Raw genomic sequence first — 22758 nt, forward strand, 5'->3', positions numbered from 1 at the left:
TCTCAGAAGAAGGTGCGGATGTAGTCGGTCACGGTGCCGTCGGCTTCGACCAGCGGGATCAGCTGCCATTTGTCGAAGGAGGTGCAGGGGTGGGAGAGGCCCATCCCGACCCAGTCGCCGACCTCCAGCTCGGTGCCCGGGGCGGTGCGCACCCAGCCGTGCTGGTCGGAGAGGCCGCTGATCTCGATCCCGTCGGCCGGGCGGATCTCGCCGGTGCGGGCGGACCGGACGACCTGGGCCTCGGGGAGGTCGAGGTCGTACGCCGCGTCCCGCTTGCCCGCGTTGAGGAACGCCTGCTCCGCGCTGGGGCGGGAGACGACCTGCGCCCAGAGCCGGAACGCGGGCTGCAGCGCGCCCTCGTCGGGGACCCGGTTGAAGGGGGTGAGATGGCGGTAGTGGCCGTCGTCGTGGGAGACGTACGCGCCGGAGCGCAGCAGCTTCAGCACCGGCCGGGAGAGCACGGGGATCTCGGCGAAGACATCGGCGACGGCGTCGAACCAGGCGGAGCCGCCGGCGCTGATCACCACATCGGAGCTGCCGGCGAAGCGGCCGTCCCGGTCGAAGGCGGCGGCCAGCGCCACCAGCCTGCGCAGCCAGGTGCGGACCCGTTCGCCGTCGGCCTCGGGCACCTCGCCCTCGTATCCGGCGACTCCCACCAGCCGCAGGGTGGTGGTCGCGGCGATCGCGTCGGCGACCGCGGCGCATTCGGCCTCCGTACGGGCGCCGGTGCGGGCGCCGTCCCCGGCGCCCAGCTCCACCACGACCTCGACCGGGCGGCGGGCCCCGGCGTCGGTGAGGGCCCGGTCCATCAGCTCGACCCCGCGCACCGAGTCCGCGTAGCAGACGAACCGGAAGTCGGGGTCGCGGTCCAGCTCACCGGCGAGCCAGCGGAGCGCGGCCGGGTCGACGACCTCGTTGGCGAGGAAGATCCGCTGGATGCCGTGGGCGCGGCAGACCCGGGCCTGGTGGGGGACGGCGACGGTGATGCCCCAGGCGCCGCGCTCCAGCTGGCGGGCGAAGAGCTGCGGGGACATGGAGGTCTTGCCGTGCGGGGCGAAGACCAGGCCGTGCCGCTCCGAGTAGGTCTGGAGGAGGTCGAGATTGTGCTCGACGGACTCGGCGGAGAGCGCGAGGACGGGGGTGGTGAAGCCGCCGGTGAAGAGGGAGCGGCGCTCGGCCGCCAGCTCGGCAACGGTCAGCCCGTCGGCATCCGGCGGCAGCGCCTTGAAGCGGTGGTCTACGCGCTCGTGGCGGAGCTGGCCCAGCGGGTCGGCGGGCATGGGGTCGCCTCCTCGGTCTCTTTCGGTCACTCTCGGTCTTTCTTCTGCCGATCCACGCAATGCATTGCATTGTCTGCAACGGTCATTGCGTATATCGCTTGGTGCTGTCTAACATCCGGCCCAGCGCCGGGTCAATGGACCCGACGCCCCCAGACCCCGCGAGGAGCCCCAGGGTGAGCAGCGTGAACGGACCCGACGGACCGGCACCGCCCGGCGCGGCCGGCCCCGAGCCGGTGACCGAGGTGACCTGTCTCGGTGAGTCCATGGTCACGTTCCTGCCCACCGTGCCCGGGCGCCTCGCCGACGTCCCCGCCTTCACCCGCGCCATCGGCGGCGCCGAGTCCAATGTCGCCTGCGCCCTGGCCGCCGCCGGACACCGCACCGCGTGGGTCAGCCGGGTCGGCGCCGACGGCTTCGGCGACCATCTGGTCTCGGCCGTCGCCGCGTACGGCGTCGACACCTCCGCCGTCGCCCGCGACCCCGGCCGTCCCACCGGCGTCTACTTCCGCACCGCCACCGACCGGGCCGCCTCCGGCCACGAGGTCGCCTACTACCGCGCCGGGTCCGCCGCCTCCGCGATGTCGCCCCGGACCGTCCCGTACGCCCTGGTCGCCCGCACCCGTGTCCTGCATCTCTCCGGGATCACCGCCGCCCTCTCCGCGGACTGCCTCGCGCTCCTCCGCGAACTGATGCTTCCCCGCGAAGGGCGCCCGCTGATCTCCTTCGACGTCAATCACCGCCCCGGGCTCTGGGGCGCCGCCGACGCCGGACCGGTGCTCCTCGGGCTGGCCCGCGGCGCCGACCTGGTCTTCGTCGGCGAGGACGAGGCCGAGACCACCTGGGGCATCGGCGGGCCCGCCGCGATCCGCGCGGCCCTGCCCGAGCCGCGGACCCTGATCGTCAAACAGGGCGCCGCGGGAGCGACCGCGTACGTCCGCTCCGCGGCCACCGGCACCGGCACCGACGAAGTGGTCTTCGTCCCGGCACCCGCAGTCGACGTCGTCGCGCCCGTCGGAGCCGGGGACGCCTTCGCGGCCGGCTACCTCTCGGCCGCCCTCCGCGGACTGCCCGCCCGCGACCGGCTCCGGCACGGCCATCTGACCGCCGCGGCCGCCCTCACCGTCCCCGGCGACCTCGGCACACCCCCCGACCGGGACCGCGCCGACCGCCTGGCCGCACTCGACGACGCCTCCTGGGAGAGACTTCGTCTCGGCCCCGGCTGGACCTCAGCCGCGGATGAGGAGGTACGTACGCCATGAGCCAGACCGTCGACCGCGCGCTGAGCATTCTGCCGCTGCTCGCCCAGGGACCCGCCGACCTCGGACAGGTCGCGCAGCGCCTCGACGTCCACAAGTCCACCGCGCTGCGGCTGCTGCGTACGCTCCACGACCACGGTCTGGTCTTCCGGCAGCAGGACCAGCGCTACCGGCTCGGCGCCCGGCTCTTCGCCCTGGCCCAGGAGGCCATCGAGAACCTCGACGTCCGCGAGATCGCCCACCCCCATCTGGTCACCCTCAACGAGCAGATCGGGCACACCGTCCACCTCGCCGTGTACGAGGAGAACGAGGTCCTCTACATCGACAAGGTCGAGAGCCGCTACCCGGTCCGGATGTACTCCCGGATCGGCAAGCCGGTGGCGATCACCGTCGCGGCCGTGGCCAAGCTGCTGCTGGCCGATCTCTCCGAGTCCGAGCGGCGCATGATCGCCGAACGGCTCGACTACCCCATGTACACGCCCCGTTCGACACCGAACGCCGCCGCCTTCCTCAAGGAGCTGGCGACCGTACGCGAACAGGGCTGGGCCACCGACCTCGGCGGCCACGAGGAGTCCATCAACTGCATCGGCGCCCCCATCCGGGGCGCGGGCGGCAAGGTCGTCGCCGCGATGTCCGTCTCGGCGCCGAACGTCGTCGTCACGGCCGAGGAACTGCTCACCCTTCTCCCGCTGGTCCGCCGGACCGCCGACGCGATCAGCCGGGAGTACTCCGGGGCCGTGACCCCGCAATGACCCCTGTCGACCCTCCCAACTCCCACGAGGACAGCGCATGACCGAGAAGACCGCGATCACCCCCGCCACGCACACCGCCCCGCCCGCGAAGTTCTCGCACGGCGTGAAGAAGGGCAACATCCTCCAGGTCGCCGGCCAGGTCGGCTTCCTGCCCGCCGTCGAGGGCCGGCCGCCGACGCCCGCCGGTCCGACGCTGCGCGAGCAGACCCTCCAGACCTTCGCCAACGTCAAGGCGATCCTGGAGGAGGGCGGCGCGAGCTGGGACGACGTGATGATGATGCGCGTCTACCTGACCGACGTGGACCACTTCGCCGAGATGAACGAGATCTACAACGCCTACTTCGAGGAGCAGGGTCTGAAGGCCCCGGCGTCCGCCCGTACCACCGTGTACGTCGGCCTGCCGGCCGGTCTGCTCATCGAGATCGACGCGCTGGCCGTCCTGGGCTGACGCGTCCGCCCGGCGGCACCGTTCCGCCGGGCGCGGGTGACACCGGACCGGCCCCCTGTACCGGCCGGTGCGCCCGGCGCGGCCACCGGCGGCGCGGGACCGTACGGCCGTACGGCTCCGGCCGCTGCGGCGCCCCTGCCCCTCCGGCCCGGGCCGCACCAGCACCACCAGCACCACATCGCACCACCAGTACCACCACCGCTGTACGCCCGCAGGCATCCGGCACCGGCCGGGCCACCGATCCGGCCGGTGCCGGATGAACCGCCCGCGGGCGGCCGCGGGACAGCCGCCGGAGCGCGCCGCCCCCGGCGGACGGCCCGCGAACGCCACCGGCGGGCCGACCCCTGAACGGTCCGCCGGTGGCAACCCGTTCCACCGCACCTGTGCGCACCCCTGCCGCGCACCCGGTGCCCGCCCGCGTACGTCCTCGTACGCCCTGTACGGCTGTGCACGCCGCAACTGCCGGTCGCGGACGAACCCTTCGGACCCGCGACCCGTCCTACCCCGGTAGCCACCGCTGCCACCCCTCCCGTGAACGGCACCGACCCGGCACCACCAGGTCACGCCAGTCACACCAGCAACACCCATAGCCCGGTTTCCCGTTAGTCACCCTTCCGGGATCCCTCAGCACCGCACTGGAAAACCCCTGACGCACCGCCGTACCACCGCACCACCACCACCGGACACGGTCCGGCGTCCGCACCGCGGAGCGCCGTACCGCGGTCCGCCGTACCCGGGAACCCCTCCACCGACGTAAGGGTTTGTCGTGTTGCCAACCGCCACCTTCGCCGCCCCGGCGCCCGCCGCCGAGGCGCCGCCCCACACCGGAGGACTCCTCCTCCTGATCGACGGCACCGCAGGTCTGCTGACCGTCGCGGCGCTCGGTATCGTGCTGCTGCTGGTGCTGATCATCAAGCTCCGGCTCCAGCCGTTCGTCGCGCTGCTCGCCGTCTCCATAGCCGTCGGCCTCGCCGCCGGACTCTCCGTCACCGAACTCTTCGGCACCATCCAGCGCTCCGCCGCCACCTCGGTCATCGAGACCGGCATGGGCGGCATCCTCGGCCATGTCGCCATCATCATCGGCCTCGGCACCATGCTCGGCGCCATCCTGGAGGTCTCCGGCGGCGCCGAGGTGCTCAGCAAGCGCCTCCTCGGCCTCTTCGGCGAGAAGCGCGCCCCGCTGGCCATGGGTGTCACCGGTGTGATCTTCGGTATCCCGGTCTTCTTCGACGTCGGCATCTTCGTCCTGGCACCGATCGTCTACGCCGCCGCCAAGCGGTCCGGCAAGTCGATCCTGCTCTACGCGATGCCGCTGCTGGCCGGTCTCTCCATGACCCACGCCTTCCTGCCGCCGCACCCGGGTCCGGTCGCCGCCGCCGGACTGCTGGACGTCTCGCTGGGCTGGGTCATCCTGATGGGCATCGTCGTCGGCCTGCCGGCCGTCGTCGCGGCCTGGGTCTTCTCGGACTGGATCGGCCGCCGCATCCATGTCGACGTACCGCAGGACATGCTGGAGGCCGCCGAGGAGGCCAAGGCCGCCGTCGCCGCCGAACGCACCGCGGCCGGCAAGGGCGCGCCCGAGTCCGAGGTCTCCCTCGCCACCGTCCTGCTGATCATCGGTACGCCGCTGGTGCTGATCCTCGCCGCGACGTTCTCCTCCATCGCACTGGACGAGTCCACGCTCCGCTCGGTCATCGAGTTCTTCGGCAACCCGTTCGTGGCCCTGACCATCGCCCTGGTGATGGCGTACTACCTGCTGGGCATCCGCCGCGGCTGGTCCCGCAAGTCCCTGGAGCAGGTGTCGACCTCCTCCCTGAAGCCGGTCGGCAACATCCTGCTCGTCGTCGGCGCGGGCGGCGTCTTCGGTGCCGTCCTCAAGGCGAGCGGCGTGGCGCAGGCCCTCTCCGACACCTTCGAGGACGTCGGCCTGCCGATCATCCTGCTGGCGTACCTGATCTCCGTGGTGCTGCGGGTCGCCCAGGGCTCCGCGACGGTCGCCATCGTCACCACGGCGGGCATCGTGCTCCCGCTGGTCGAGAACGCCGACCACTCGCAGGCGTTCCTCGCGCTCGTCATCATGGCGATCTCGGCGGGCTCCATCTTCGCCTCGCACGTCAACGACGGCGGCTTCTGGATCGTCGCCAAGTACTTCGGCATCTCGGAGCGCGACACCCTCAAGTCGTGGACCGTCCTGGAGTGCGTGCTCTCGGTCGTCGGCTTCGCGGTCGCGGCGGTGCTGAGCCTGTTCGTCTAGCCGTCCGCCGCCCCGGACCCCGGTCGGCGGGGACCGGGGCGGCGGTGCGTCCGGGGGCGTGCCGGTACGGCCGTACTCAGACGGCCGCGCGCTCGGTCAGGGGCCGGCGAGCCGCCGGTAGCGCCGGTTGCTCGGCTCCGCGTCCCGCTCGCCGATGGTGGCGGTCCAGTCCCGGCAGACGGCCCCGACGAACACCCGGACCGCTTCGGGTTCGGCCTTCTGCCAGGCCGGTACCGTCGCCAGCCAGGCGAGAGCGGCGTCCGGAGGCTGGTCGCACTCCATCAGCCGTACAGCGGTGTACGCCGCATCGACCCAGGCCGGGCCGGTGGCGGCCATGGCCCAGTCGACGACGTACGCCCGCGAGGTCCCGTGCTCGACCAGGATGTTGTGCGGGTGGGTGTCGGTGTGCAGGAGGGTGTCCCCTGCCAGTAACTCCGCTTCCCCGGCCCCGAGATGTCCGGCGAACCTCTCGGTCAGCGGGGGTACGGCGGCACCGGACGGTGCGCGCAGTTGCCCCATGCGCCGGAGCACCTCCCGTACGGCGGGCAGATCCGGGCTCCCGGGCGCGAGGTCGGCGTGCCGCCCGCCGACCCGGTCGAAGACGAGGACCCGCCACCCGGCAGCCCGGACGTCGTACCGCAGAGTGGGCCCGACGCCTCCGACGGCCCGCCCGAGCAGCGCCTCGCGCCCGAGCGCGGCAGCCTCGTCGGAGTCGGAACCTGGCACCCCCTTGAGGAACAGACCGCTGTAGCGCTGTGTCCTGACGGTTGCGGCGAGCCGGCAGTTGAGCCCCTCACCGACGGTCGCGGCGCTCAGTACGCACCCGGTCCGTGCGGTGACTTCGGCCCGGAGCGCAGCGGGCAGGTCGTCCCAGTCGATGCGCGGGGACATGAATTCCTTTCGTCCGTGTCCCGGGGAGCCCGGGACGATGGGGCCGCTCTACTGCTGAGTGGTACCGCACTTGCGGCACCTCGTCTTCCCGCTCCAGCCCACCCACTCGTGGTCGCACTCGGCCATGCGGGTACCGGCGGTCCGGATGCCGAGGATGCCATGGCAACCGTCGCGGGCGGCCGCCCGCATCGGTGGCGCGGCGCCCCCTGCCGCGGGCCAGCAGCACCCCGTCGAACGCCCGGTCGTGGACGGACTCGTCGGCGTACGCGATACCGCGGCCGTGCCTCCGGTCCAGGACGACCGGCTCGGGCAGCGCGGGCGCGGCGGACCAGGGGGTCACCCAGGGGACGACGCGGCCGTGGAAGCGGGGGAGGGAGTCCGGGTCAGTCACGTGAGCCTCCGGCGCGGGGAAGTTCGCCCGGTACGGGCCCCGGTGAGCACTCCGTGGTGTCCTGCGGGCAGACGTACCGCACATAACCGGGCCCGCTGGCCCGCTCCACGTACCCGGCCTCGACGGGCGCGGCGGTGGTACGCCCGCACACACAGCACACCGCGGTGTACGGCGCCGGGGGCGGCGCGAGCAGGCTCTCCGTCCTCACCGCAGCCACCCCCATCCGGGCCCGGGCCGCACGGTCCGTACGGCGACGGGCCGTTCGAGGACGATGCCGCGCGGCGCGATGTACAGCCGCCGCCGGGGAGGCGGCCCGGCGGGCACGGCGGTCCGGGGCCGGAGCGCCTTCTGCCCGGCCCGCAGGAGGGCTTGTGCCTCTTCCTGGCCGGGGCTGGTCCAGGGGCGGGTCCACGGATCGGTCCGTACCGGGAGCGGCGCGGGCGGTGCGGGGCGCCGTATCCGGGCGACGCGGTCGGCGACAACCGTCAACAGGCAGGCGATAACATCACGCATACGGCTGATCAGCTCCTTGGAAAGCTGGTTGGTCACAGCCCCGGCAGGCCGTGGCGACGGTCTGCCGGGGCGTGTACTTCGGCCTGTTCCCGTCGGCGAACGGGAATTGCGGGCCGGTGATGGGTCCGGGTCCGAGGAAAGCGGGTCTTCGCGGGCGCGGGCCAGGCAATTCCGTCACGGCCGTCGGATTGCGAGGCCGGAAATTTTTACCTGCCCGCGAGCACGGTCGGTGGCAGCGGGGCTACCGTGGGCTCATGGTGCAGCCGGAGAACATCCGATTTGCCGCATGTGTGCGGGCTGCCGGACTGTCGCAGGAGGAGCTGGCCGATCGGCTGAACACCCATATTCAGGACTTAACCGGCCGGCCGGGCAGTATTACCGACCGCCACATCCGTAACTGGCTGACGGGAAAGACGAGGTGGCCTCAGGAGCGCCAGCGGCTTGCGCTGCAAGCCGAGTTCGGCGTTGATGCATATGAGCTGGGATTTCTGCCGAGAAACAGTGTAGCGAGCAACGTTTTATCGGCCGAAGCCCCGGTGGATGCAGATCCGGAGGACACCTTGAAACGTCGCCACTTCACTGTTGCCGGTGCCGCCGTTCTCGGAGCGGCGGCGCTGCCGACCGCCGCGGCCGCGGGTCCGCTGCCGCGTATCGGCATGGACCAGGTCGACGATCTGGAGCAGGCCTTCGACCGGCTCATCGCCGACGACGACACCTCGGGCGCCACCGCGCGGCTGGAGGCCGAGACGCTGGCCTTCAGCAAGCGGGCCCTGGCACTCCAGGAAGCCGGGGGCATGCTGCCGGAGCGGGTCCGCTCACGGCTCTACTACCTCGCGGCCGCCTTCACCGGATTCGCGGTCTGGGCCGCTGTCGACCGCTGCCGCCCCGAACCTGCCCAGCGTTATGTCGAACGCGCCCTCACCCTCGCCAGGCTCTCCGGCAGTGCGGAGGTCGAACTACGCATCTGGCGGCATCTTTCGATCCTCGCGAGCCAGAAGGGGAACGAGAACGAGGCGATGGCGGCAGCCCAGATGGCCCGGTCCTCTCCCGCCTGCCGCCGGGACCCGCTGCTGGCCTCCGTGACCTCCGCCCGACTTGCCTCCGTCCAGGCCGGTGCGGGCAATGCCAGGGCCGGACGGCGCGCCCTCGACAGTGCCCATACCGCGTTCCACCGCGCGGACCCCGCCGCGCACCGGGAAAGCTGGATGGCGTTCTACGACGCCGCCGAACTCCACGGCCTGTCCGCCCTGACCCTCACCAAGCTGGGGGAGCACGAGGAAGCGGAGGCCCATCTGCACCGGACCCTCGGCCTGCTCCGCCCGGAGTACCGCCGCAACCGTGCCTACTACACCGCCCATCTCGCCCTGACCCAGCTCCGGCAGGGTGACGCCGAGACCGCATGCGGCACCGCCCTGACGCTGCTGCCGGACCCGGCCGCCCTCAACGGCCGCACCCGCCAGGCTCTCGGGAAGTTCGACCACGGACTGGCCCGGACCGCCCCCGGAGCCCGGTTCGCTGCCGACTGGACCGACCGTTTTCACGAGTGGAAGGGACGAGCGTGACCATCGGATTCCGCTCTGCCGGTGCCGAGGGGCTGCCGGGCGGGCGGCGGGTCGTTCTGGACATCCCATGCCGAAGTACGGCATCAGGATTCCGGCGTCATCTGGTGTTCTCCTTCAGGAAGGTTGTTTGAATGCGCTTGGGGATTACCGGACACAGGGGGCTCGGCCGGGACACCGAGGCCAAGGTGAGGGTTGCTCTTCGTCAGAAACTGGGCGGCGCGGGCTCGCGAGAACTCCTCCTGGTGTCATGTATCGCCGATGGCCCGGATGCCTGGGCGGCTGAATGCGCTCTGGAGCTTTCGGGGCGTATCGAAGTCGTCGTGCCTGCGGCGTCGTACCGCGACGGTCTTCCCGAGACCCATCACGCGACGTACGACAAGCTGATCTCTGCGGCGTCGGAGGTTCACAGCACCGGCATGACGGACTCCACCGAGCAGGCGCACATGGCCGGTAGCCGAATACTCGTGGACCGCATCGATGTGTTGTTGGCCGTTTGGGACGGCCTGCCCGCCCGTGGCTACGGGGGCACAGCCGACGTGGTGGAGTACGCCCGTAGTAAGGGCGTACCGGTCGAGGTCTTGTGGCCCGAAGGCGCCTCACGAGACTGACAATGTGCCCCGGACCGCCCCCGGAGCGCGGTTCGCTACCGACTGAACCGGCGACCGTTTTCACGACTGGAAGGGACGAGCGTGACCATCGAAATCCGCCGCATCGACGCCGAGGGGCTGCCGACCATGCGGCAAGCCATCCTGGACATCCATGCCGAGGTCCGGCACCAGGACTTCGGTCTCACCGGGGACTTTCACACCGTCGCCCGCTTCGACGAACGCCTCAGCGGCTATGCGTCCCGCCCCGGGTGGGCCGCCGTCGTGGGCTACGAAAGCGGTGAGCCCGTCGGCTTCTGCTTCGGGATGCCCCTCGCCGCCGACACCCGCTGGTGGCGGAGCATGACGGAGCCGGTCCCGGCCGAGGTCATCAGGGAGGACGGGCGGCGGACCGTCGCCCTCAACGAGATCGTGGTCCGCAAGCACCGGCGCGGCACCGGCACCGCCCGCCGCCTCCACGACGCCTGGCTGAGCGGACGTACGGAGGAGCGGGTCACCCTGCTCGTCGATCCCGCGGCCGGCGGGGGAAAGGTCAAGGCCGTCTACGAGAGCTGGGGGTACGAGAAGCTCGGCGAGCAGCAGCCGTTCCCCGACTCGCCGCGCTTCGCCGCGATGATCCGGCGAGTCCGTGCCGAGTAGCCACCGGCCGTGGATCGCAGGGATCTCCTGATCGCATCGGGCAGTGGTGTCCTGTCCCTTCTCGGAATTCCGGACGCCGAAGCCGTCACCCGGCGAGTCCGGTCGGCCTCTGAGGGCGGGACCAGGGTGGGCCGGGGCGAAGTCGAGGCAGTCGCACGAATGGTCCAGGTCCTCGGTGACCACTCGGCGGAGTACGGCGGCGGCCATGTACGGCACTTGGCCGTCGGCTATCTCACCGACAACGTCGGTCCCTGGCTGGAGGGTCGATATACGGAGGCGGTCGGCCGCGAACTGTACGCGGCGGCGTCCCGGCTTGCGCATGTGATCGGGTGGATGAGCCAGGACCAGGACGACGAGACCGCCGCCCACTCCTATTACGTTCACGCCTATCGGCTGGCCGGGGAAGCGGCCGAACCGGAGATCGCCGCGACGGCACTGCGCGGACTCGCCGTACAGGCCATGGAATTGGGCCCCCGGCACTCTGCCAGGGCGCTGGCACTTGCCGAGAGGAGCGTCGAGACCGCGCGTGAGGTGAGTGATCCCCGGGTGGCTGCCTACTATCGCTCAACGCTCGCCGAGGCGGCGGCACTCGACGGCGATCACCGGCTCGCGATGAGGAGTCTCGTGGTGTCCAGGACGTGCATGGAGCGCACCGCCGATGCACCCGCCGGTACGTCATGGGCCTCGCACTTCAGTATCGGCCGGTGGTCCCACGCGTCAGGGATGATCCTGGCCCGCCTGGGGGATCTCGATGCCGCCCGGCGGCAATTGCGGCAGGCCCTCGCGGTCCACGGTCTCGACCGGCGGCGCAGCCGGGCCAACGTACTCGGGCACCTGGGCACATTGCACCTGCGGCAAGGGGACCTCGACGGGGCGCTTGCCGTCTGGTCGGAGTTCCTGGACACCGCTGAAGGAGTGCAGTCGGCCGGCGTCCGCGACTCGGCCCGTGATCTACGGCTCCGGCTGGCCCGCTATCCGGACGATCATGAAGCCCGGGCGCTGTCGGAACGGGCGGAGCGGCTGCTGGCGTTGCCGTAGGCCGGTGTAAGCGCTGTGGCCAGAAGGCGGCGAGCCCGTGGGCGTCCGCTTCGGGATGCACGACCGGGACCCTGGAGACGGCCCCGGACCGTGTCCTGGTGGGTGTGCCCGTTCGTCGGGCTGACCGCGACCGGCCGGAGAGGAACGCCCTACCGGACGTCCACATAGTCCGCGGCCGAGACCGCGGCCGAGGTGGCCGGGTTGCCCGCGTACACGTAGCGGAAGTAGCCGTCTGCGGTGGCCTTGACCGTCGTCTTCAGGGCACCCGTCGAGGACGCGGTGACGGTCTTGAGGTTGACGTACTTCTTGGTGCCCTTCCTGAGGTACTGGAGGGTCGCCTTCTGCTTGCCGTAGCCCGCGTACTTCACGGTGTTCCAGTCGGCCCGCGACAGTGCGCCGGTGACCGTGATGGTCCTGCCCTTCTTCACCGGCTCGGGCGCGGCGTTCGCGGTGATCCGTGCGTGCCGCTGCACCTTGAACGCGACCAGCGGGTTCGGTGAGATGTAGTCGAGGTCATGGGCGAAGACCGTGGTCCGGAGCTGCCAGGTGGCCGCCGCGTTGTTGTCCCTGATGCCCTGGCGCCGCGCGGGGTCGAGGAGCAGCGTGCCGGTGCAGGTCGACGTGGTGGCGCTCTGCTTCGCGCAGGTGATCTCGTCGTCCCAGATGTACAGGTAGTTCGCCACCGGGCCGAAGGCACCGAAGTGCCTGACCCCGGATACACCCGAGTTGTCCGTCGCGGTCACGGACACCCCGACGGCGACGGGCTTGGTGCCGACCACGACCGTCCGGCCGCCGTTGGCGACCGCCTTGGTGACCCTGATATCGCCCTGCTTCACGTCCGCCGCCTGCGCGGAGGTGATGCCGACCGTCGTCGCGAGCATCGCGGCGGTGGTACCGAACAGGGCAAGGCGCTTGCCTGCGCGCATGGATGAGCTCCCGGAGAACGTTTGACCGACCGCTGGGAGCGTATTCCATGATCGTGTTCCGGTCGCCCGGGCAAAGCCGCTGTTCAGGGCTTGCTTCCCGGGCGCGGGGACGGGGTCGGGGCGGCGCACCGCGGGAGTGCTGGTGCCGCATCAGGCAACGTTCGCCCTGGCTGTACCGTCGGGGCATGAGTGCCATTTCCCAGCCGTCTCTCGATGAGATCGAAGCTCGCTTTGTCGCGCTCGTCGAGGGCCGGCTGACACGGGACGAGGTTGACCGTTGGGCCGCGGGGTGGGTAGCACAGGATGAGCTGGGCTGGGACGATCTCTCCTGGTGGGCATTGAATCTGCTGCACGGAATCGATCTTCCTGCGGGTCCCGGCGGTGGCTACCTGCACGACGAGGAGCAGGTGCGGCTTTGGCTTGCTGAGCTGAGGGCGCGTCGGACGGCGGCGTGAAGCGCCCTGCGTTGGATCTGGGGGCGCCGGTCACGGCAAGCTCTCTGCGTGGCTGAGCGTGTGCGGGTGCGCGAGATCGATGACGACGAGGGTCAGCGACTGCTGCGGATCGTCCGCAGGGGAATGGGATCGGTGGTGACCTGGCGGCGTGCCCAGATGGTGCTGTTATCGGTCCGGAGCATGGACGTGGCCAAGATCGCCGAGGTGACGTTCACCAGCCCGGACCCGCATCGCGATCGTGCTCGACAACTACTCCCCGCACCTGAGCACGCAGAAGGACACCCGCGTCGGCGACTGGGCGGAGGCGAACAACGTGGAGTTCGCCTACACGCCTACCAACAGCTCCTGGCTCAACAGGATCGAAGCCCAGTTCACCGCTCTGCGCTACTTCGCCCTCGACGGCAGCGACCACCTCAGCCACAAGGCCCGGAGCAGCATGATCCGCCGCTACACCATCTGGCGAAACAAGCACGCCACCGACAAGCACCTCCGCACCGTGACCAACAGGGCGAACGTTGCCTGATACGGCATTAGGTCGTCTCTTTCGGATCTTGCCGGGCTCCCTGGTACGGCATGCGCAGAATGGGTGCGTACGCCAACTTCCGCCGACCGAAAGCGAATCCCATGAACCGCCTTCCCGCGGACCCGACGGTGCTCCACCCCTTTCCCGACCAGCCGCGGGTGGTCCTGCTCAAGCCGCTGGTGACCTCGCCGCTGATCGACGTCGGGGAGTACTCGTACTACGACGACCCGGATGACGCGACCGCGTTCGAGACCCGCAATGTGCTGTACCACTACGGTCCGGAGAAGCTGGTCATCGGGAAGTACTGCGCGCTGGGGACCGGGGTGCGGTTCATCATGAACGGCGCCAACCACCGGATGGACGGCCCCTCCACCTTCCCCTTCCCCGTCATGGGCGGCTCCTGGGCGGAGCACTTCGACCTGATCACCGGACTGCCCGGCCGGGGCGACACGGTCGTCGGGAACGACGTCTGGTTCGGCTACAACACCATGGTCATGCCCGGAGTACGCATCGGGCACGGCGCGATCATCGCCTCCGGGTCGGTCGTCGTCGACGACGTCCCCGACTACGGCATTGTCGGCGGCAACCCGGCCCGGCTCATCCGGACCCGCTACAGCGACGACGACATCGCCCGCCTGCTCGCCGTCGCCTGGTGGGACTGGCCCGCCGAGCATGTCACCGAGCACCTCCGGGTCATCATGTCCGGCACCATCGCCGACCTGGAGGAGGCCGCGCCCCGCGGCTGAGCCGGACCGCGGACTCCGCCCGGTGGCCGGAGGGCCGCGCCGGGGCGGAGGAGGCCCGGCCCGCCGGTCCTGGTAGAACAGTGACCGGTGGGTATCCAGGAGCGCGAACGGAAGATGTACCAGCCGCTGCGGCGGGCCGGTCTCGAAGTGATCCCGGACGCGGTGCCGGAGGGCACGATGCCGTTCGTCGCCGGATGGCGCCCCGAGGACATCGCCGGCGGCTTCTCCCACCGGTACGGGGCGCCACGGCTTGTCGAGCGCCTCAACGAGGACTGGTACGACCTGGCGGTCTCCTCGGGCCTTCTCGGCCACCGGCGCGAGTTCCTCGTCATGCTTCCCCAGGGCACCCGCACGCACCAAGCCGTCCTGCGCAGGCAGAACCAGCAATACGACCGCCCCGTCGCACCGGCGGCCTGGGCCTGGGCCCGGGTCCGGCTCCTGGACCGCTGGGACGTGATGGGCCGGGGGGCGGCATCGGCCTTTCTCGGCATCCGCGCGGGTCACCCGGGCTTCGGCATGATGGCGCTCGACAGCAGCGTGTACGTCATCTGTTCGACCGGAGAAATCGGCGTCGACGTGCTCGCCGTGCGTCACCCGGACCGCTCCGCGAACGTCCTCCGGCACCTGGAGTGGTACGCGCACTGGGACTACCCCCTTGCCGACAAGGAGTTGCAGAGGCGGATCGCCGTCTGGCTCGCGGGCCGCGCGCCGGGGGCCGCCGGCCGTTCCGGCCGATGACCACGCGCCCCGGCAACGGACCGGCAGGAGAGGTCCCGCGGGAAAGCGGACGGCTCGCCCGCGGGCAAGCGCCGCGGCCGGCCGCTGCCGCGGCGGGCAGGCGTCGGCCCGGCCCGTGATCGCGCCGGTCCTGCCGGGGGCCGGCGCACCGGTGAACGGCGCCTGCGCGGACATTCCTCAGGGAATTCACCTGCCCCATTGCGAAGGGGCAGTGGTCAGAGTTTCCTGTCAAAAGCCTATCGATTGGTCTAGGTTCGGCAAAGTTGTGGCAAGGTGTGCGGGACGACGGAATGGTGCCGCAGTTCGAAAGAGCCGCACCGCAAGAGTCAGGGAGAGTGCAATGAACATTCCCGATCCCGCAACGTCCGCAGTTCGGCGCCGAGCCGTCCTCCGATACAGCGCCGCCGGTGCCGCGGGCGCGGCCGCCGGGGTTTTCACGCAGAACGGTGCCTTCGCCGCCGGAGCCGCGGACGGCCGCGATTCGGCCGCGTACCTCGGGAGGCTGTACCAGGACGCGCTCGACGAGGGCGGAAAGCTCGTCATATGGGCCGGCGGCAGTTCGCCGAACCAGGAGGCCAGGACCCGGGAAGCGTTCGCCGCTGCCTTTCCCGGCATCGACGCCGTCTTCACCGTACGCTACAGCCCCGTGCAGAGCGCCCTGGTGAACAGGCAGTTGACCCTCGGCGGTCTGGAGCCGGACCTGGTGCAGTTGCAGACCCTGGACGACTTCGACGACTGGAAGGACCGGAACGTGCTCCTGCCGTACCGGCCGCCCGGCGCGCACGCGGTGTTCCCGCAGTACCGGGACCCCGACGATGCCTATATCGGCATCATGGTCCGCTCCTTCGGTCGTGTCAGCAACAGCTCCCTCCTCACCGCGGCTGAGGCTCCCCGAGATGCCGGTGACTTTCTGAAGCCGGAATTCCGCGACAAGATTGTGATTCCGGATCCCGCCGCGGAGGACGCCATCCTCTACGCGTTCCGTCTGGTGACGGAGAAATACGGCCTCCGTTATATGGAACAGTTTATGGCGCAGCGTCCGCTGATCGTCGCCAATGCGGGGGCCACCACGGCGTCGCTGGTCAGTGGTCAGCGCACGGCGACCCTCGCCCATATCGCGTCGCTGGCCCCCGTCCCGGGGCAGCCCCTCCGGTACGCCGTACCGCGGACGGACCGGTTCATGAGCTGGCCGCAGACCGTGGCGATCTTCCGCAAGGCTCGTCACCCGGCGGCGGCGAAGCTCTACATCGCCTGGCAGTTGAGCGTGGAGCGGCAGAGCACCGGACTGCAGTGGCCGACCCGCCGGGATGTCGCCCCCGCCGCGGGCTGGCGGCCGATCGACAAGTACAGCGGCCGGTTGGACGGCTTCCGGGAGTTCCTGCGGGATCGCGCCGAGGTCGAACGCTACCGGGCGCTGATCAGGACCTTCATCGCTCCGTAGAGCCCGTGAAGTCCGTGCAGCCCGTGGAGTCCATAGAGCCCGTGGAGGAAGCCGCGCCGTCCCGCGGGCCGGGGCATTCCGCCGGGCCCTGACTACACTCCGCGCATGTCGTTCTGGATGCGCCTCGCGAAGATCAGCCCCGGGCTGCTGCCCGGCATACGCCACGAGCCCGGCCTGGTGCCGGATCTGTTCGCCGACGACGGGGAGACCGAACTGCCGCCGGGCGTCGACCGGGACAAGGACCTCCTGGAGTTCCAGTTCTTCCCCGAGCAGGAGAACCTCGACCACGGCCACTGGCTGAGCACCGCCCACCGCGTCGGCGAGCCCCTGGGCGAGGACTTCGACCACGGGGACCTGTTCGCGGTCGGCCCGGACGAGGTGGCCGGGATCGCCCGGAGCCTGCCCGGCGACAGCCCCGTCGGGGCCTTCTTCGCCGACGCGGCCAGGGAGGGCCGGGCGGTGGTGGGCGGGCTCGGCTGAAGGCGTCGGCCCGGTGAACGGAAGGCCGGTGCGGTGACCGGAAGGCCACCACCGGCCGGTGCCCCCCTGTCCGGTACAGAACTAGGCGGCGGGGACACGGGCCGGGGACTCCCGGGGCGGCGCGGCGCTCCGCTTCCGGGTCAGCGCCAGGGCCGGGAGCGCCGCGAGGGCGAAGAGCGCCCCGGCCGCCAGGACGTAGAGATGGATGCCGGTGGCCGTGCTCGCCGGGGCCCCGTCCGCGAAGACCCCGGGGATCCGGGTTGCCTTGAGCACCTCCCCTCCGGCGACATTGACGGTCACCGATCCGAGGGCCAGCACGACCGACACCAGGCCCGCGACCGTACCCCGCCGTTCGGGCGCGGTGAGCGCGGTGGCCAGGTTGTATCCGGAGGTGCTGATCGCCCCGGCGGCCGCCCCGAGCAGGGCGCCGCAGACGACCGCGGCCGGGAGGGCCGACACACCCGCCAGCATGCCGAGGCTCGCGGCCGCCCCGAGGGCGATACCGCCCAGGAGGAGCGGCGCGGGGCCGAACCGCCCCGCGAGCCGCCCGGCGGCCAGGCCCCCGGCGAAGATGCCGAACGAGGGGACCGCGAACAGCAGGGCGACGGTCTCGCCGCCGCCCAGGCCGTAACCGAGACCGAGGTCCGGCGGTACCTGGGCGACGATGCCTGTCAGCTGCATCATGCTGCGGAACGAACCCGCGGCCAGTAACAGGGCCAGCAGCGTCAGCAGGATCGGCCGGTTCAGGGCCCGGAGGTCGACGACCGGCTCCTCGGTCCGCCGGGCGAGGAACAGCCAGCCTGCCAGCGCCGTGGCACCGGCCGTCAGGAGGGCGAGCATGCCGCCGGAGAACAGGCCGGCGTCCCCGCCGAGGGAGGCGTAGGCTAGTACGGCGCCGAGGCCGCCGCCGAGCAGCAGCGCCCCGCGCACGTCGATCCGGCCGCCGCCGCCGAGGGGCGGTGTGTCCGGGACGACCGCCCGGACGCAGAGCGCGGCCCCCGCGGCGAGCACCGCCCCCACGAGGAACACGCTCCGATGGCCGAACCGTTCGATCACCGGCAGCATCAGGAACGGTTCGACCACCCCGACGATTGCCGACCCCGAGGTCACCAGCCCCACCACGGCCATCGCCTGCCGCGGCGCGCAGAGCCGGAGCGTGAGCGCCACCGTGAGGAAGGTCGCGGCCAGGGCGGCGCCCTGGAGGAAGCGGCCCAGCAGGAAGACCCACAGGTCCGGCGCGGCGAGGCAGACCAGCGAGCCCGCGCCCGCGAGCAGCAGGGTGGCGACGAGCGGTCTGCGCTCGCCGAAGACGTCCGAACTCTTCGCGAGCAGTGGTGACCAGACGGCTCCGGCCAGCATCGCGCTCGCGTTCAGCCAGGCCGCCTGGTCGGTGTCGTAGTGGTCGAGCAGTTGCGGCAGGACCATCAGGGGAGAGCTGATCGCGACATCGGCCAGGACGTTCGCGGTGATCAGCACCATCACCGGGAGGGCGAGCCGCCTGCTCCACCGGTCCTGCTGGACGGCGGGGGCAGCGGGGGCATCGGTTTCCGGTGTGCCGGTCACGGTGCATTCCCTCCGGTACGCGGGTGGCCGGGGCGGCGGTCCGCCGGGCGGTCCGGTTCAGCGCGCACCGGCGGCCGCCGATCGCAGCCGCTCGTTCCGGGCGTCCAGCGCGGCCCGGGTTGCGGGCAGCAGATGGCCGCGGCCGCGGTGGGCGTGCGCCTGGGCGGCGGTGACGGAAGGGCGCTGCCGGGCCTCGTACCGTACGAAGGCGGCGGTGTGGTCGCCGTCGCCCGAGGCGAGTTCCTCCGCGAGGAAACGGGCGCCGGTGAGCGCGAGCGAGGTGCCCCGGCCGGAGAGAAAGGCGGGGCAGTACCCGGCGTCCCCGACGAGGGCCACCCGGCCGCGGTGCCAGGAGGGCAGACGGACCTGGCTCGCGGCGTCGAGATAGAGGGCGGGGGCGGTGCGGACCGCGTCGAGCAGTCGGGGGATCCGCCAGGACCGGTGGCCCGCGAAGGCATCGTGGAGGACGCGTTTCCGGGCGTCCTGGTCGTGGCGGTCGTAGTCGAGCGGTCCCGAACGGAGCTGGAAGACCGCGACGGTCCGGTCCCCGTACCGGAAGACGCCCGCCAGCGCGCCCGGGACGCTGTGGAGGGAGTTGGCGTGGCCCGACCAGATCTCGCCGGGCAGTTCGGCGAGGGCGAAGTACACCCCGAGGTGCCGGACGCAGTCCCGGTCCGGCCCGAAGGCCAGCCTGCGTACCGCGGAGTGCTGGCCGTCGGCACCGAGGACGAGGTCGTAGTGTCCGGTGCCGCCGGATTCGAAACCCACCCGTACGCCGTCGCCGTGGTCGGTGAGCGCCCGGATCGCGTCGGCGAAGCGGACGGTCACGGTGGACGGTAGCTCTTCGGCGAGGAGTTGTACGAGGTCGGCGCGGAGTATCTCGATATCGCCGTGCTGCTCGCCGGGGCCGCCGGGGCCGTTGGAGCCGGAGGAGGCCTCGGAGCCGCCCTGGCCGCCGGAGCCGCCGGAGTGGCCGGACGCCGCCAGCGGGATCCGGGCGATCCGCTCGCCGTCGCCGTCGACGAACCAGCTCTCCTCGGACATCCGCAGCCGCCGTTCCAGGATCCGGCCGAGCAGCCCCGCCTCCGCCATCACCCCGACCGCATCGCCCCGGATGTCGACCGGTGTTCCTTCGAGCCGTAACCCGCGGGCGTACTCGACGACGGTCACCTCGTGCCCCCGGCCGCCGAGTTCGCGGGCGGCCGCCAGCCCGGCGATACCCGCTCCGGAGATCAGGATCTTCATGGTGCGTACCTCCATCGTTCATTAAAGCGACGGACTGTTGCTTTAATGGACCTTAGGGCCGATCGGCTTGCACCGCAACGGCCGCCCTGCCGACAATCGGCGTCCCGGCGGATGCCCGACGGATGACCGGTGGGCATGGACGGCGGGCCTGGATGGAGGGCAGTACGTGGGTACGGGGAAGGCCGAAGACACCGGGAACCGGTCTCCGGCGCGGCGTCCCGGCGGGCGCAACGCCCGGGTCCGCGAACGGATCCTCGGCGCCACGGCCGAGCTGGTCGCGCGCGACGGCATCACGGGTTTCCGCTACGAAGAGGTCGCCGAGCTGGCCGGCGTGCACCGGACCAGCGTCTACCGCAACTGGCCCGACCGTGCGGAACTGGTCGCCGAAGCCCTGCTGCAGTACGCCGAGGACCTTGCGTCCATCGCCGACACCGGCGACCTCCGCCGCGACCTGGTGGACCATCTGGTCGCCCTTGCCGGAGGGCTGGGCACCCCGTTCGGCCGGGCGCTCGAACTCGCCGTCCAGCCGGCCCGCGACAACCCGGCCGTCCGGGAGACGGTGGCGCGGATCCTGGAGCGTCGCGGAGCCGCCCTGCGGCGGCGGGTGGACCTCGCCGTGGAGCGGGGCGAACTGCCGCCTGCCGACAGTGTCTTCCTCGGTGAGATGATCTCCGGCCCGGTGCACCTCGTCGTCAGCCGCGGCCTGCGCCCGTTCACCCGGGCCGACGCGGAGCGCATCGTCGACGTGGTGCTCGCCGGGATCCGGCACGCGGAACCGAGGCAGGCCGTCCCGGGCGGGTGAGCGCCCGGCCCCGCCGACCGGCCGACAGGTCCCGCACCAGGGCCCGCACCAAAGCCCAACCAGGGCCCGTCCGGCCCCGGTTCAGCGGACGTGGCCGCCGCCGTCCGTACCCGACCGTCCCGGCCGCGCAACCGGACGCACCTCCCGCAGCAGCCCCTCCAGCTCCCGCGCCGCCGCCAGGGGTACCGCCGGGCGGGCCAGGTGGATCGTACGGCGGAGCGCCGGATCGGTCAGCGGGCGGAGCACGATGTCCGCCGGGACCGCGCGGGCCGCCAGCGAGGGGACCAGGGCCACGCCCAGACCGGCGGCCACATAGCCGAACTTCCCGGTCCACTCCGCGATCCGGATGATCTTCCGGGGGGTGCCGCCCGCCCTGGCCCAGGCGTCGGCCAGCGGGGTGGGGCGGTCGCCGTACGCGTGCTGCACCCATGCCTCGCCGCTCAGGGAGAGCAGCTCGACCGGCCCGGACGCCGCGAGCCGGTGCCCGCGCGGCAGGGCGACCAGCAGTTCGTCCGCGCAGAGCACGGAGGTCGTGATCCCCTCGGCGGAGGGCAGCCCGTACGGATAGTCGCTGACGACCGCCAGGTCGAGCGCACCGTCCGCGAGGCGTTCCATCAGCCCCGCGCTCGGGGCCTCCACCACGACCGGCTCGACCCCGGGGCTCGACGCGCCCAGCGCCCGCAGGGCCGCGGGCAGCAGGGAGATATTGGCCGTGGCGAAGGCGCCGACGTGCAGCAGACCGCCCCGGCCGGTGTGCAGCGCGGCCAGCTCCCGGTCCGCGCGGGCCAGCCGCTCCAGCACCTCCAGGGCGTGCTGATGGAGCAGCCGCCCGGCCGGAGTGAGCCGTACGCCCCGCGGCAGACGCTCGAACAGAGCGCCGCCCGACCGCTGTTCCAGCGCGGCGATCCGCCGCGACACCGCGGACTGGGTGTAGTTCAGCCGGGCCGCCGCCCCCGTGAACGACCCGGTGTCCGCCACGGCGGCCAGCAGTCGTAATGCCTCGGTCTCCATCGCCCCTCCCCGGGCATTGTGGCGCGACACATTCCACCGGCGCATGGGTCTTATGCGAACTCGTCGCTGGTGACATGGATCGGTGCGGACCTACCGTCGGCGGTACGGCGATGGCCATGGCCACCGCGGTCCATGGACGACGTCCACGACCCCAGGGGGGATTCATGGCGCTGCACGGAACCGGGCGGAGCGCCCCGCTCACCCTGCCCGCGATGCCGGCCGCCCCGGAGACACCGGTCCGCTGCGAGTCCCCCTCCGCCGACCGGGCCGCGCCGGCCCGCGGCGCGGAGACCGCCGGCGCCCTCGGCACCCGGCTGACCGGGACCGGGCCGGAGATCACCGGCGGCCCCGGTCGGCCGCCTATGGAGCCCGCGTCCTCCGCGGGGCTCTTAGCCCTGGCCGCCGGGATCGCGGCCGGGGCGGGGCAGGTGCCGCTGCGCGGGCTCGCCGTCGGCGGGGTGTCGGACGGCGGCCACACCGCGGCCGCGGGCTGTCCGACCCCGGTCGGCCTCGGCGCGGTCGGTCTCGGCGCGGTCGGCGGCGCGCACGCCGACCGCGAGTACGTCCGGCCGGACCGGATGATCCCCCGCGCCCGGCTGCTCGCGGCCCTCGTCGCCAGGACCGTGTCATGACCGCCGCACGGTCCGGCGGCGGTTACCCGGTCGTAGGGCTCACGGGCGCCCTCACCCAGGCAGGTCTGCGGCTGCTGACCCTGCTGACCGCGGTCCTCGTCGGCGCGCTGATCTGGATCCGGCCCGGGAACGCCCTCCTCAAGGGCGCCGTAGCGGTGGCCGTACCGCTCGGCCTGTACGGGCTCCGCCGCGTCTGGCGCATGTTCCTTGCCCGGCGCGGGGGCGGCAGGTGCCGTCTCCGCCCGGACGGCGTCGTCGTGACGGGGCCGTCCGGCCGGACGAGGGACGGGGTGTCCTGGGAGAACGTCACCGGTATCCGCCGGATGAGCAGTGCGGATCTGCTGATGTCCTTCCACCGCTTCGAGATCGGGCGGCGCGGCCGCGGGCCGCTGGTCCTGATCGCCCTGGGTACGCAACCCGCGCTCGTCGCGGCGCTGGAGACCGAGGCGGCGCGGCACGGTCTGCGGAGCTGAGGGGGTAGGGGCGTGCGGCTGCCGCCCGTACGGTCGGGGAAGACGCCACCGGCACCGGCGGCGCTGCGCTGTCGGTGCCGTACGGCCCGCTGAA

23 protein-coding genes and 1 pseudogene are annotated in these 22758 nt (G+C 71.9%); 17 read left to right on the forward strand and 7 right to left on the reverse strand.

The features are described 5' to 3' along the window. Positions 1-2: 2 nt before the first annotated feature. Complete coding sequence (locus ACWDR0_RS21600; protein ID WP_456353344.1) at positions 3-1280, reverse strand: amino acid deaminase; 1278 nt, start codon at positions 1278-1280, stop codon at positions 3-5. Between the two features lie 134 nt (positions 1281-1414). On the opposite strand from ACWDR0_RS21600, the gene ACWDR0_RS21605 reads away from it, so the two are divergent. The 4 genes from ACWDR0_RS21605 (at position 1415) to ACWDR0_RS21620 (ending at position 5990) form a co-directional block, all read left to right on the forward strand. Beyond that, positions 1415-2539 (forward strand): sugar kinase, encoded by a 1125-nt coding sequence (locus ACWDR0_RS21605; RefSeq protein ID WP_456353345.1) that lies wholly within the window; start codon positions 1415-1417, stop codon positions 2537-2539. Next, complete coding sequence (locus tag ACWDR0_RS21610; RefSeq protein ID WP_456353346.1) at positions 2536-3288, forward strand: IclR family transcriptional regulator; 753 nt, start codon at positions 2536-2538, stop codon at positions 3286-3288. The genes ACWDR0_RS21605 and ACWDR0_RS21610 overlap by 4 nt, the downstream gene beginning before the upstream one ends. 37 nt (positions 3289-3325) lie before the next feature. After that, on the forward strand, positions 3326-3736 hold the full coding sequence (locus ACWDR0_RS21615) for a RidA family protein (protein WP_456353347.1): 411 nt from the start codon (positions 3326-3328) through the stop codon (positions 3734-3736). Positions 3737-4505: 769 nt separating this feature from the next. Beyond that, positions 4506-5990: a GntP family permease gene (locus tag ACWDR0_RS21620; protein WP_456353377.1), complete on the forward strand. Its 1485-nt coding sequence runs from the start codon at positions 4506-4508 to the stop codon at positions 5988-5990. 96 nt (positions 5991-6086) lie between these two features. Here the strand turns inward: ACWDR0_RS21620 and ACWDR0_RS21625 are convergent, their stop codons facing one another. Together ACWDR0_RS21625 and ACWDR0_RS21630 are read right to left on the reverse strand one after the other, a co-directional pair. Next, on the reverse strand, positions 6087-6881 hold the full coding sequence (locus ACWDR0_RS21625) for a phosphotransferase family protein (RefSeq protein WP_456353348.1): 795 nt from the start codon (positions 6879-6881) through the stop codon (positions 6087-6089). 595 nt (positions 6882-7476) lie between these two features. After that, positions 7477-7785 (reverse strand): hypothetical protein, encoded by a 309-nt coding sequence (locus ACWDR0_RS21630; protein ID WP_456353349.1) that lies wholly within the window; start codon positions 7783-7785, stop codon positions 7477-7479. A gap of 560 nt (positions 7786-8345) precedes the next feature. Here ACWDR0_RS21630 and ACWDR0_RS21635 point away from each other — a divergent pair. The 4 genes from ACWDR0_RS21635 to ACWDR0_RS21650 all read left to right on the forward strand — a co-directional run bounded on the left by ACWDR0_RS21635 (position 8346) and on the right by ACWDR0_RS21650 (position 11629). After that, positions 8346-9347, forward strand: a complete 1002-nt coding sequence (locus ACWDR0_RS21635) for a hypothetical protein (RefSeq protein ID WP_456353350.1) — start codon at positions 8346-8348, stop codon at positions 9345-9347. Positions 9348-9478: 131 nt separating this feature from the next. Further along, the gene (locus ACWDR0_RS21640; protein ID WP_456353351.1) at positions 9479-9955 is read left to right on the forward strand and encodes a hypothetical protein; all 477 of its coding nucleotides are present in this window, start codon (positions 9479-9481) and stop codon (positions 9953-9955) included. An 81-nt stretch (positions 9956-10036) separates the two neighbouring features. Beyond that, positions 10037-10591, forward strand: coding sequence for an N-acetyltransferase (locus ACWDR0_RS21645; RefSeq protein ID WP_456353352.1), 555 nt, complete (start codon positions 10037-10039; stop codon positions 10589-10591). Between the two features lie 159 nt (positions 10592-10750). Then, on the forward strand, positions 10751-11629 hold the full coding sequence (locus tag ACWDR0_RS21650) for a tetratricopeptide repeat protein (RefSeq protein WP_456353353.1): 879 nt from the start codon (positions 10751-10753) through the stop codon (positions 11627-11629). A gap of 149 nt (positions 11630-11778) precedes the next feature. Here ACWDR0_RS21650 and ACWDR0_RS21655 read toward each other — a convergent pair whose 3' ends face one another. After that, positions 11779-12555, reverse strand: coding sequence for a calcium-binding protein (locus ACWDR0_RS21655; RefSeq protein WP_456353354.1), 777 nt, complete (start codon positions 12553-12555; stop codon positions 11779-11781). A 185-nt stretch (positions 12556-12740) separates the two neighbouring features. Between ACWDR0_RS21655 and ACWDR0_RS21660 the strand changes: the two genes are divergently transcribed. From ACWDR0_RS21660 to ACWDR0_RS21685, 6 genes and pseudogenes are all read left to right on the forward strand, one after another. After that, positions 12741-13010 (forward strand): hypothetical protein, encoded by a 270-nt coding sequence (locus tag ACWDR0_RS21660; RefSeq protein WP_456353355.1) that lies wholly within the window; start codon positions 12741-12743, stop codon positions 13008-13010. Positions 13011-13224: 214 nt separating this feature from the next. Then, a pseudogene (locus ACWDR0_RS21665) lies at positions 13225-13533 on the forward strand (transposase); the annotation flags it as partial. 101 nt (positions 13534-13634) lie between these two features. Further along, positions 13635-14279, forward strand: a complete 645-nt coding sequence (locus ACWDR0_RS21670) for a CatB-related O-acetyltransferase (protein ID WP_456353356.1) — start codon at positions 13635-13637, stop codon at positions 14277-14279. An 87-nt stretch (positions 14280-14366) separates the two neighbouring features. Continuing rightward, positions 14367-15017, forward strand: coding sequence for a hypothetical protein (locus ACWDR0_RS21675; RefSeq protein ID WP_456353357.1), 651 nt, complete (start codon positions 14367-14369; stop codon positions 15015-15017). A 340-nt stretch (positions 15018-15357) separates the two neighbouring features. Then, on the forward strand, positions 15358-16458 hold the full coding sequence (locus ACWDR0_RS21680; RefSeq protein ID WP_456353358.1) for an ABC transporter substrate-binding protein: 1101 nt from the start codon (positions 15358-15360) through the stop codon (positions 16456-16458). Between the two features lie 105 nt (positions 16459-16563). After that, positions 16564-16938, forward strand: coding sequence for a hypothetical protein (locus ACWDR0_RS21685; protein ID WP_456353359.1), 375 nt, complete (start codon positions 16564-16566; stop codon positions 16936-16938). 81 nt (positions 16939-17019) lie between these two features. Here ACWDR0_RS21685 and ACWDR0_RS21690 read toward each other — a convergent pair whose 3' ends face one another. Both ACWDR0_RS21690 and ACWDR0_RS21695 read right to left on the reverse strand, forming a co-directional pair. Then, entirely contained in the window at positions 17020-18501 is a 1482-nt protein-coding gene (locus ACWDR0_RS21690; protein ID WP_456353360.1) for an MFS transporter, read from the reverse strand. Between the two features lie 57 nt (positions 18502-18558). Further along, positions 18559-19746: an FAD-dependent monooxygenase gene (locus tag ACWDR0_RS21695; protein ID WP_456353361.1), complete on the reverse strand. Its 1188-nt coding sequence runs from the start codon at positions 19744-19746 to the stop codon at positions 18559-18561. 166 nt (positions 19747-19912) lie between these two features. On the opposite strand from ACWDR0_RS21695, the gene ACWDR0_RS21700 reads away from it, so the two are divergent. Then, positions 19913-20548 carry a TetR/AcrR family transcriptional regulator C-terminal ligand-binding domain-containing protein gene (locus ACWDR0_RS21700; protein WP_456353362.1) on the forward strand — a complete coding sequence of 212 codons (636 nt, stop codon included), beginning with the start codon at positions 19913-19915 and terminating at the stop codon, positions 20546-20548. Positions 20549-20629: 81 nt separating this feature from the next. Here ACWDR0_RS21700 and ACWDR0_RS21705 read toward each other — a convergent pair whose 3' ends face one another. Further along, the gene (locus tag ACWDR0_RS21705; protein ID WP_456353363.1) at positions 20630-21559 is read right to left on the reverse strand and encodes a LysR family transcriptional regulator; all 930 of its coding nucleotides are present in this window, start codon (positions 21557-21559) and stop codon (positions 20630-20632) included. A gap of 164 nt (positions 21560-21723) precedes the next feature. Here ACWDR0_RS21705 and ACWDR0_RS21710 point away from each other — a divergent pair, with 164 nt between their 5' ends. Together ACWDR0_RS21710 and ACWDR0_RS21715 are read left to right on the forward strand one after the other, a co-directional pair. Further along, positions 21724-22191, forward strand: coding sequence for a M20/M25/M40 family metallo-hydrolase (locus tag ACWDR0_RS21710; protein ID WP_456353364.1), 468 nt, complete (start codon positions 21724-21726; stop codon positions 22189-22191). Beyond that, positions 22188-22664 carry a hypothetical protein gene (locus tag ACWDR0_RS21715; protein ID WP_456353365.1) on the forward strand — a complete coding sequence of 159 codons (477 nt, stop codon included), beginning with the start codon at positions 22188-22190 and terminating at the stop codon, positions 22662-22664. The genes ACWDR0_RS21710 and ACWDR0_RS21715 overlap by 4 nt, the downstream gene beginning before the upstream one ends. Positions 22665-22758: the final 94 nt, after the last annotated feature.

The organism is Streptomyces sp. NPDC003691, from assembly GCF_053981115.1.

What these genes read in the sequence shown, in the direction of transcription:
- ACWDR0_RS21640 (WP_456353351.1), top strand. Translation starts at nt 9,479, where the DNA reads ATGCGCTTGGGGATTACCGGACACAGGGGGCTCGGCCGGGACACCGAG.
- ACWDR0_RS21685 (WP_456353359.1), top strand. Translation starts at nt 16,564, where the DNA reads ATGTCGTTCTGGATGCGCCTCGCGAAGATCAGCCCCGGGCTGCTGCCC.
- ACWDR0_RS21615 (WP_456353347.1), top strand. Translation starts at nt 3,326, where the DNA reads ATGACCGAGAAGACCGCGATCACCCCCGCCACGCACACCGCCCCGCCC.
- ACWDR0_RS21670 (WP_456353356.1), top strand. Translation starts at nt 13,635, where the DNA reads ATGAACCGCCTTCCCGCGGACCCGACGGTGCTCCACCCCTTTCCCGAC.
- ACWDR0_RS21625 (WP_456353348.1), bottom strand. Translation starts at nt 6,881, where the DNA reads ATGTCCCCGCGCATCGACTGGGACGACCTGCCCGCTGCGCTCCGGGCC.
- ACWDR0_RS21655 (WP_456353354.1), bottom strand. Translation starts at nt 12,555, where the DNA reads ATGCGCGCAGGCAAGCGCCTTGCCCTGTTCGGTACCACCGCCGCGATG.
- ACWDR0_RS21705 (WP_456353363.1), bottom strand. Translation starts at nt 21,559, where the DNA reads ATGGAGACCGAGGCATTACGACTGCTGGCCGCCGTGGCGGACACCGGG.
- ACWDR0_RS21710 (WP_456353364.1), top strand. Translation starts at nt 21,724, where the DNA reads ATGGCGCTGCACGGAACCGGGCGGAGCGCCCCGCTCACCCTGCCCGCG.
- ACWDR0_RS21600 (WP_456353344.1), bottom strand. Translation starts at nt 1,280, where the DNA reads ATGCCCGCCGACCCGCTGGGCCAGCTCCGCCACGAGCGCGTAGACCAC.
- ACWDR0_RS21650 (WP_456353353.1), top strand. Translation starts at nt 10,751, where the DNA reads ATGGTCCAGGTCCTCGGTGACCACTCGGCGGAGTACGGCGGCGGCCAT.
- ACWDR0_RS21630 (WP_456353349.1), bottom strand. Translation starts at nt 7,785, where the DNA reads ATGCGTGATGTTATCGCCTGCCTGTTGACGGTTGTCGCCGACCGCGTC.
- ACWDR0_RS21605 (WP_456353345.1), top strand. Translation starts at nt 1,415, where the DNA reads ATGGACCCGACGCCCCCAGACCCCGCGAGGAGCCCCAGGGTGAGCAGC.
- ACWDR0_RS21680 (WP_456353358.1), top strand. Translation starts at nt 15,358, where the DNA reads ATGAACATTCCCGATCCCGCAACGTCCGCAGTTCGGCGCCGAGCCGTC.
- ACWDR0_RS21695 (WP_456353361.1), bottom strand. Translation starts at nt 19,746, where the DNA reads ATGAAGATCCTGATCTCCGGAGCGGGTATCGCCGGGCTGGCGGCCGCC.
- ACWDR0_RS21610 (WP_456353346.1), top strand. Translation starts at nt 2,536, where the DNA reads ATGAGCCAGACCGTCGACCGCGCGCTGAGCATTCTGCCGCTGCTCGCC.
- ACWDR0_RS21715 (WP_456353365.1), top strand. Translation starts at nt 22,188, where the DNA reads ATGACCGCCGCACGGTCCGGCGGCGGTTACCCGGTCGTAGGGCTCACG.
- ACWDR0_RS21660 (WP_456353355.1), top strand. Translation starts at nt 12,741, where the DNA reads ATGAGTGCCATTTCCCAGCCGTCTCTCGATGAGATCGAAGCTCGCTTT.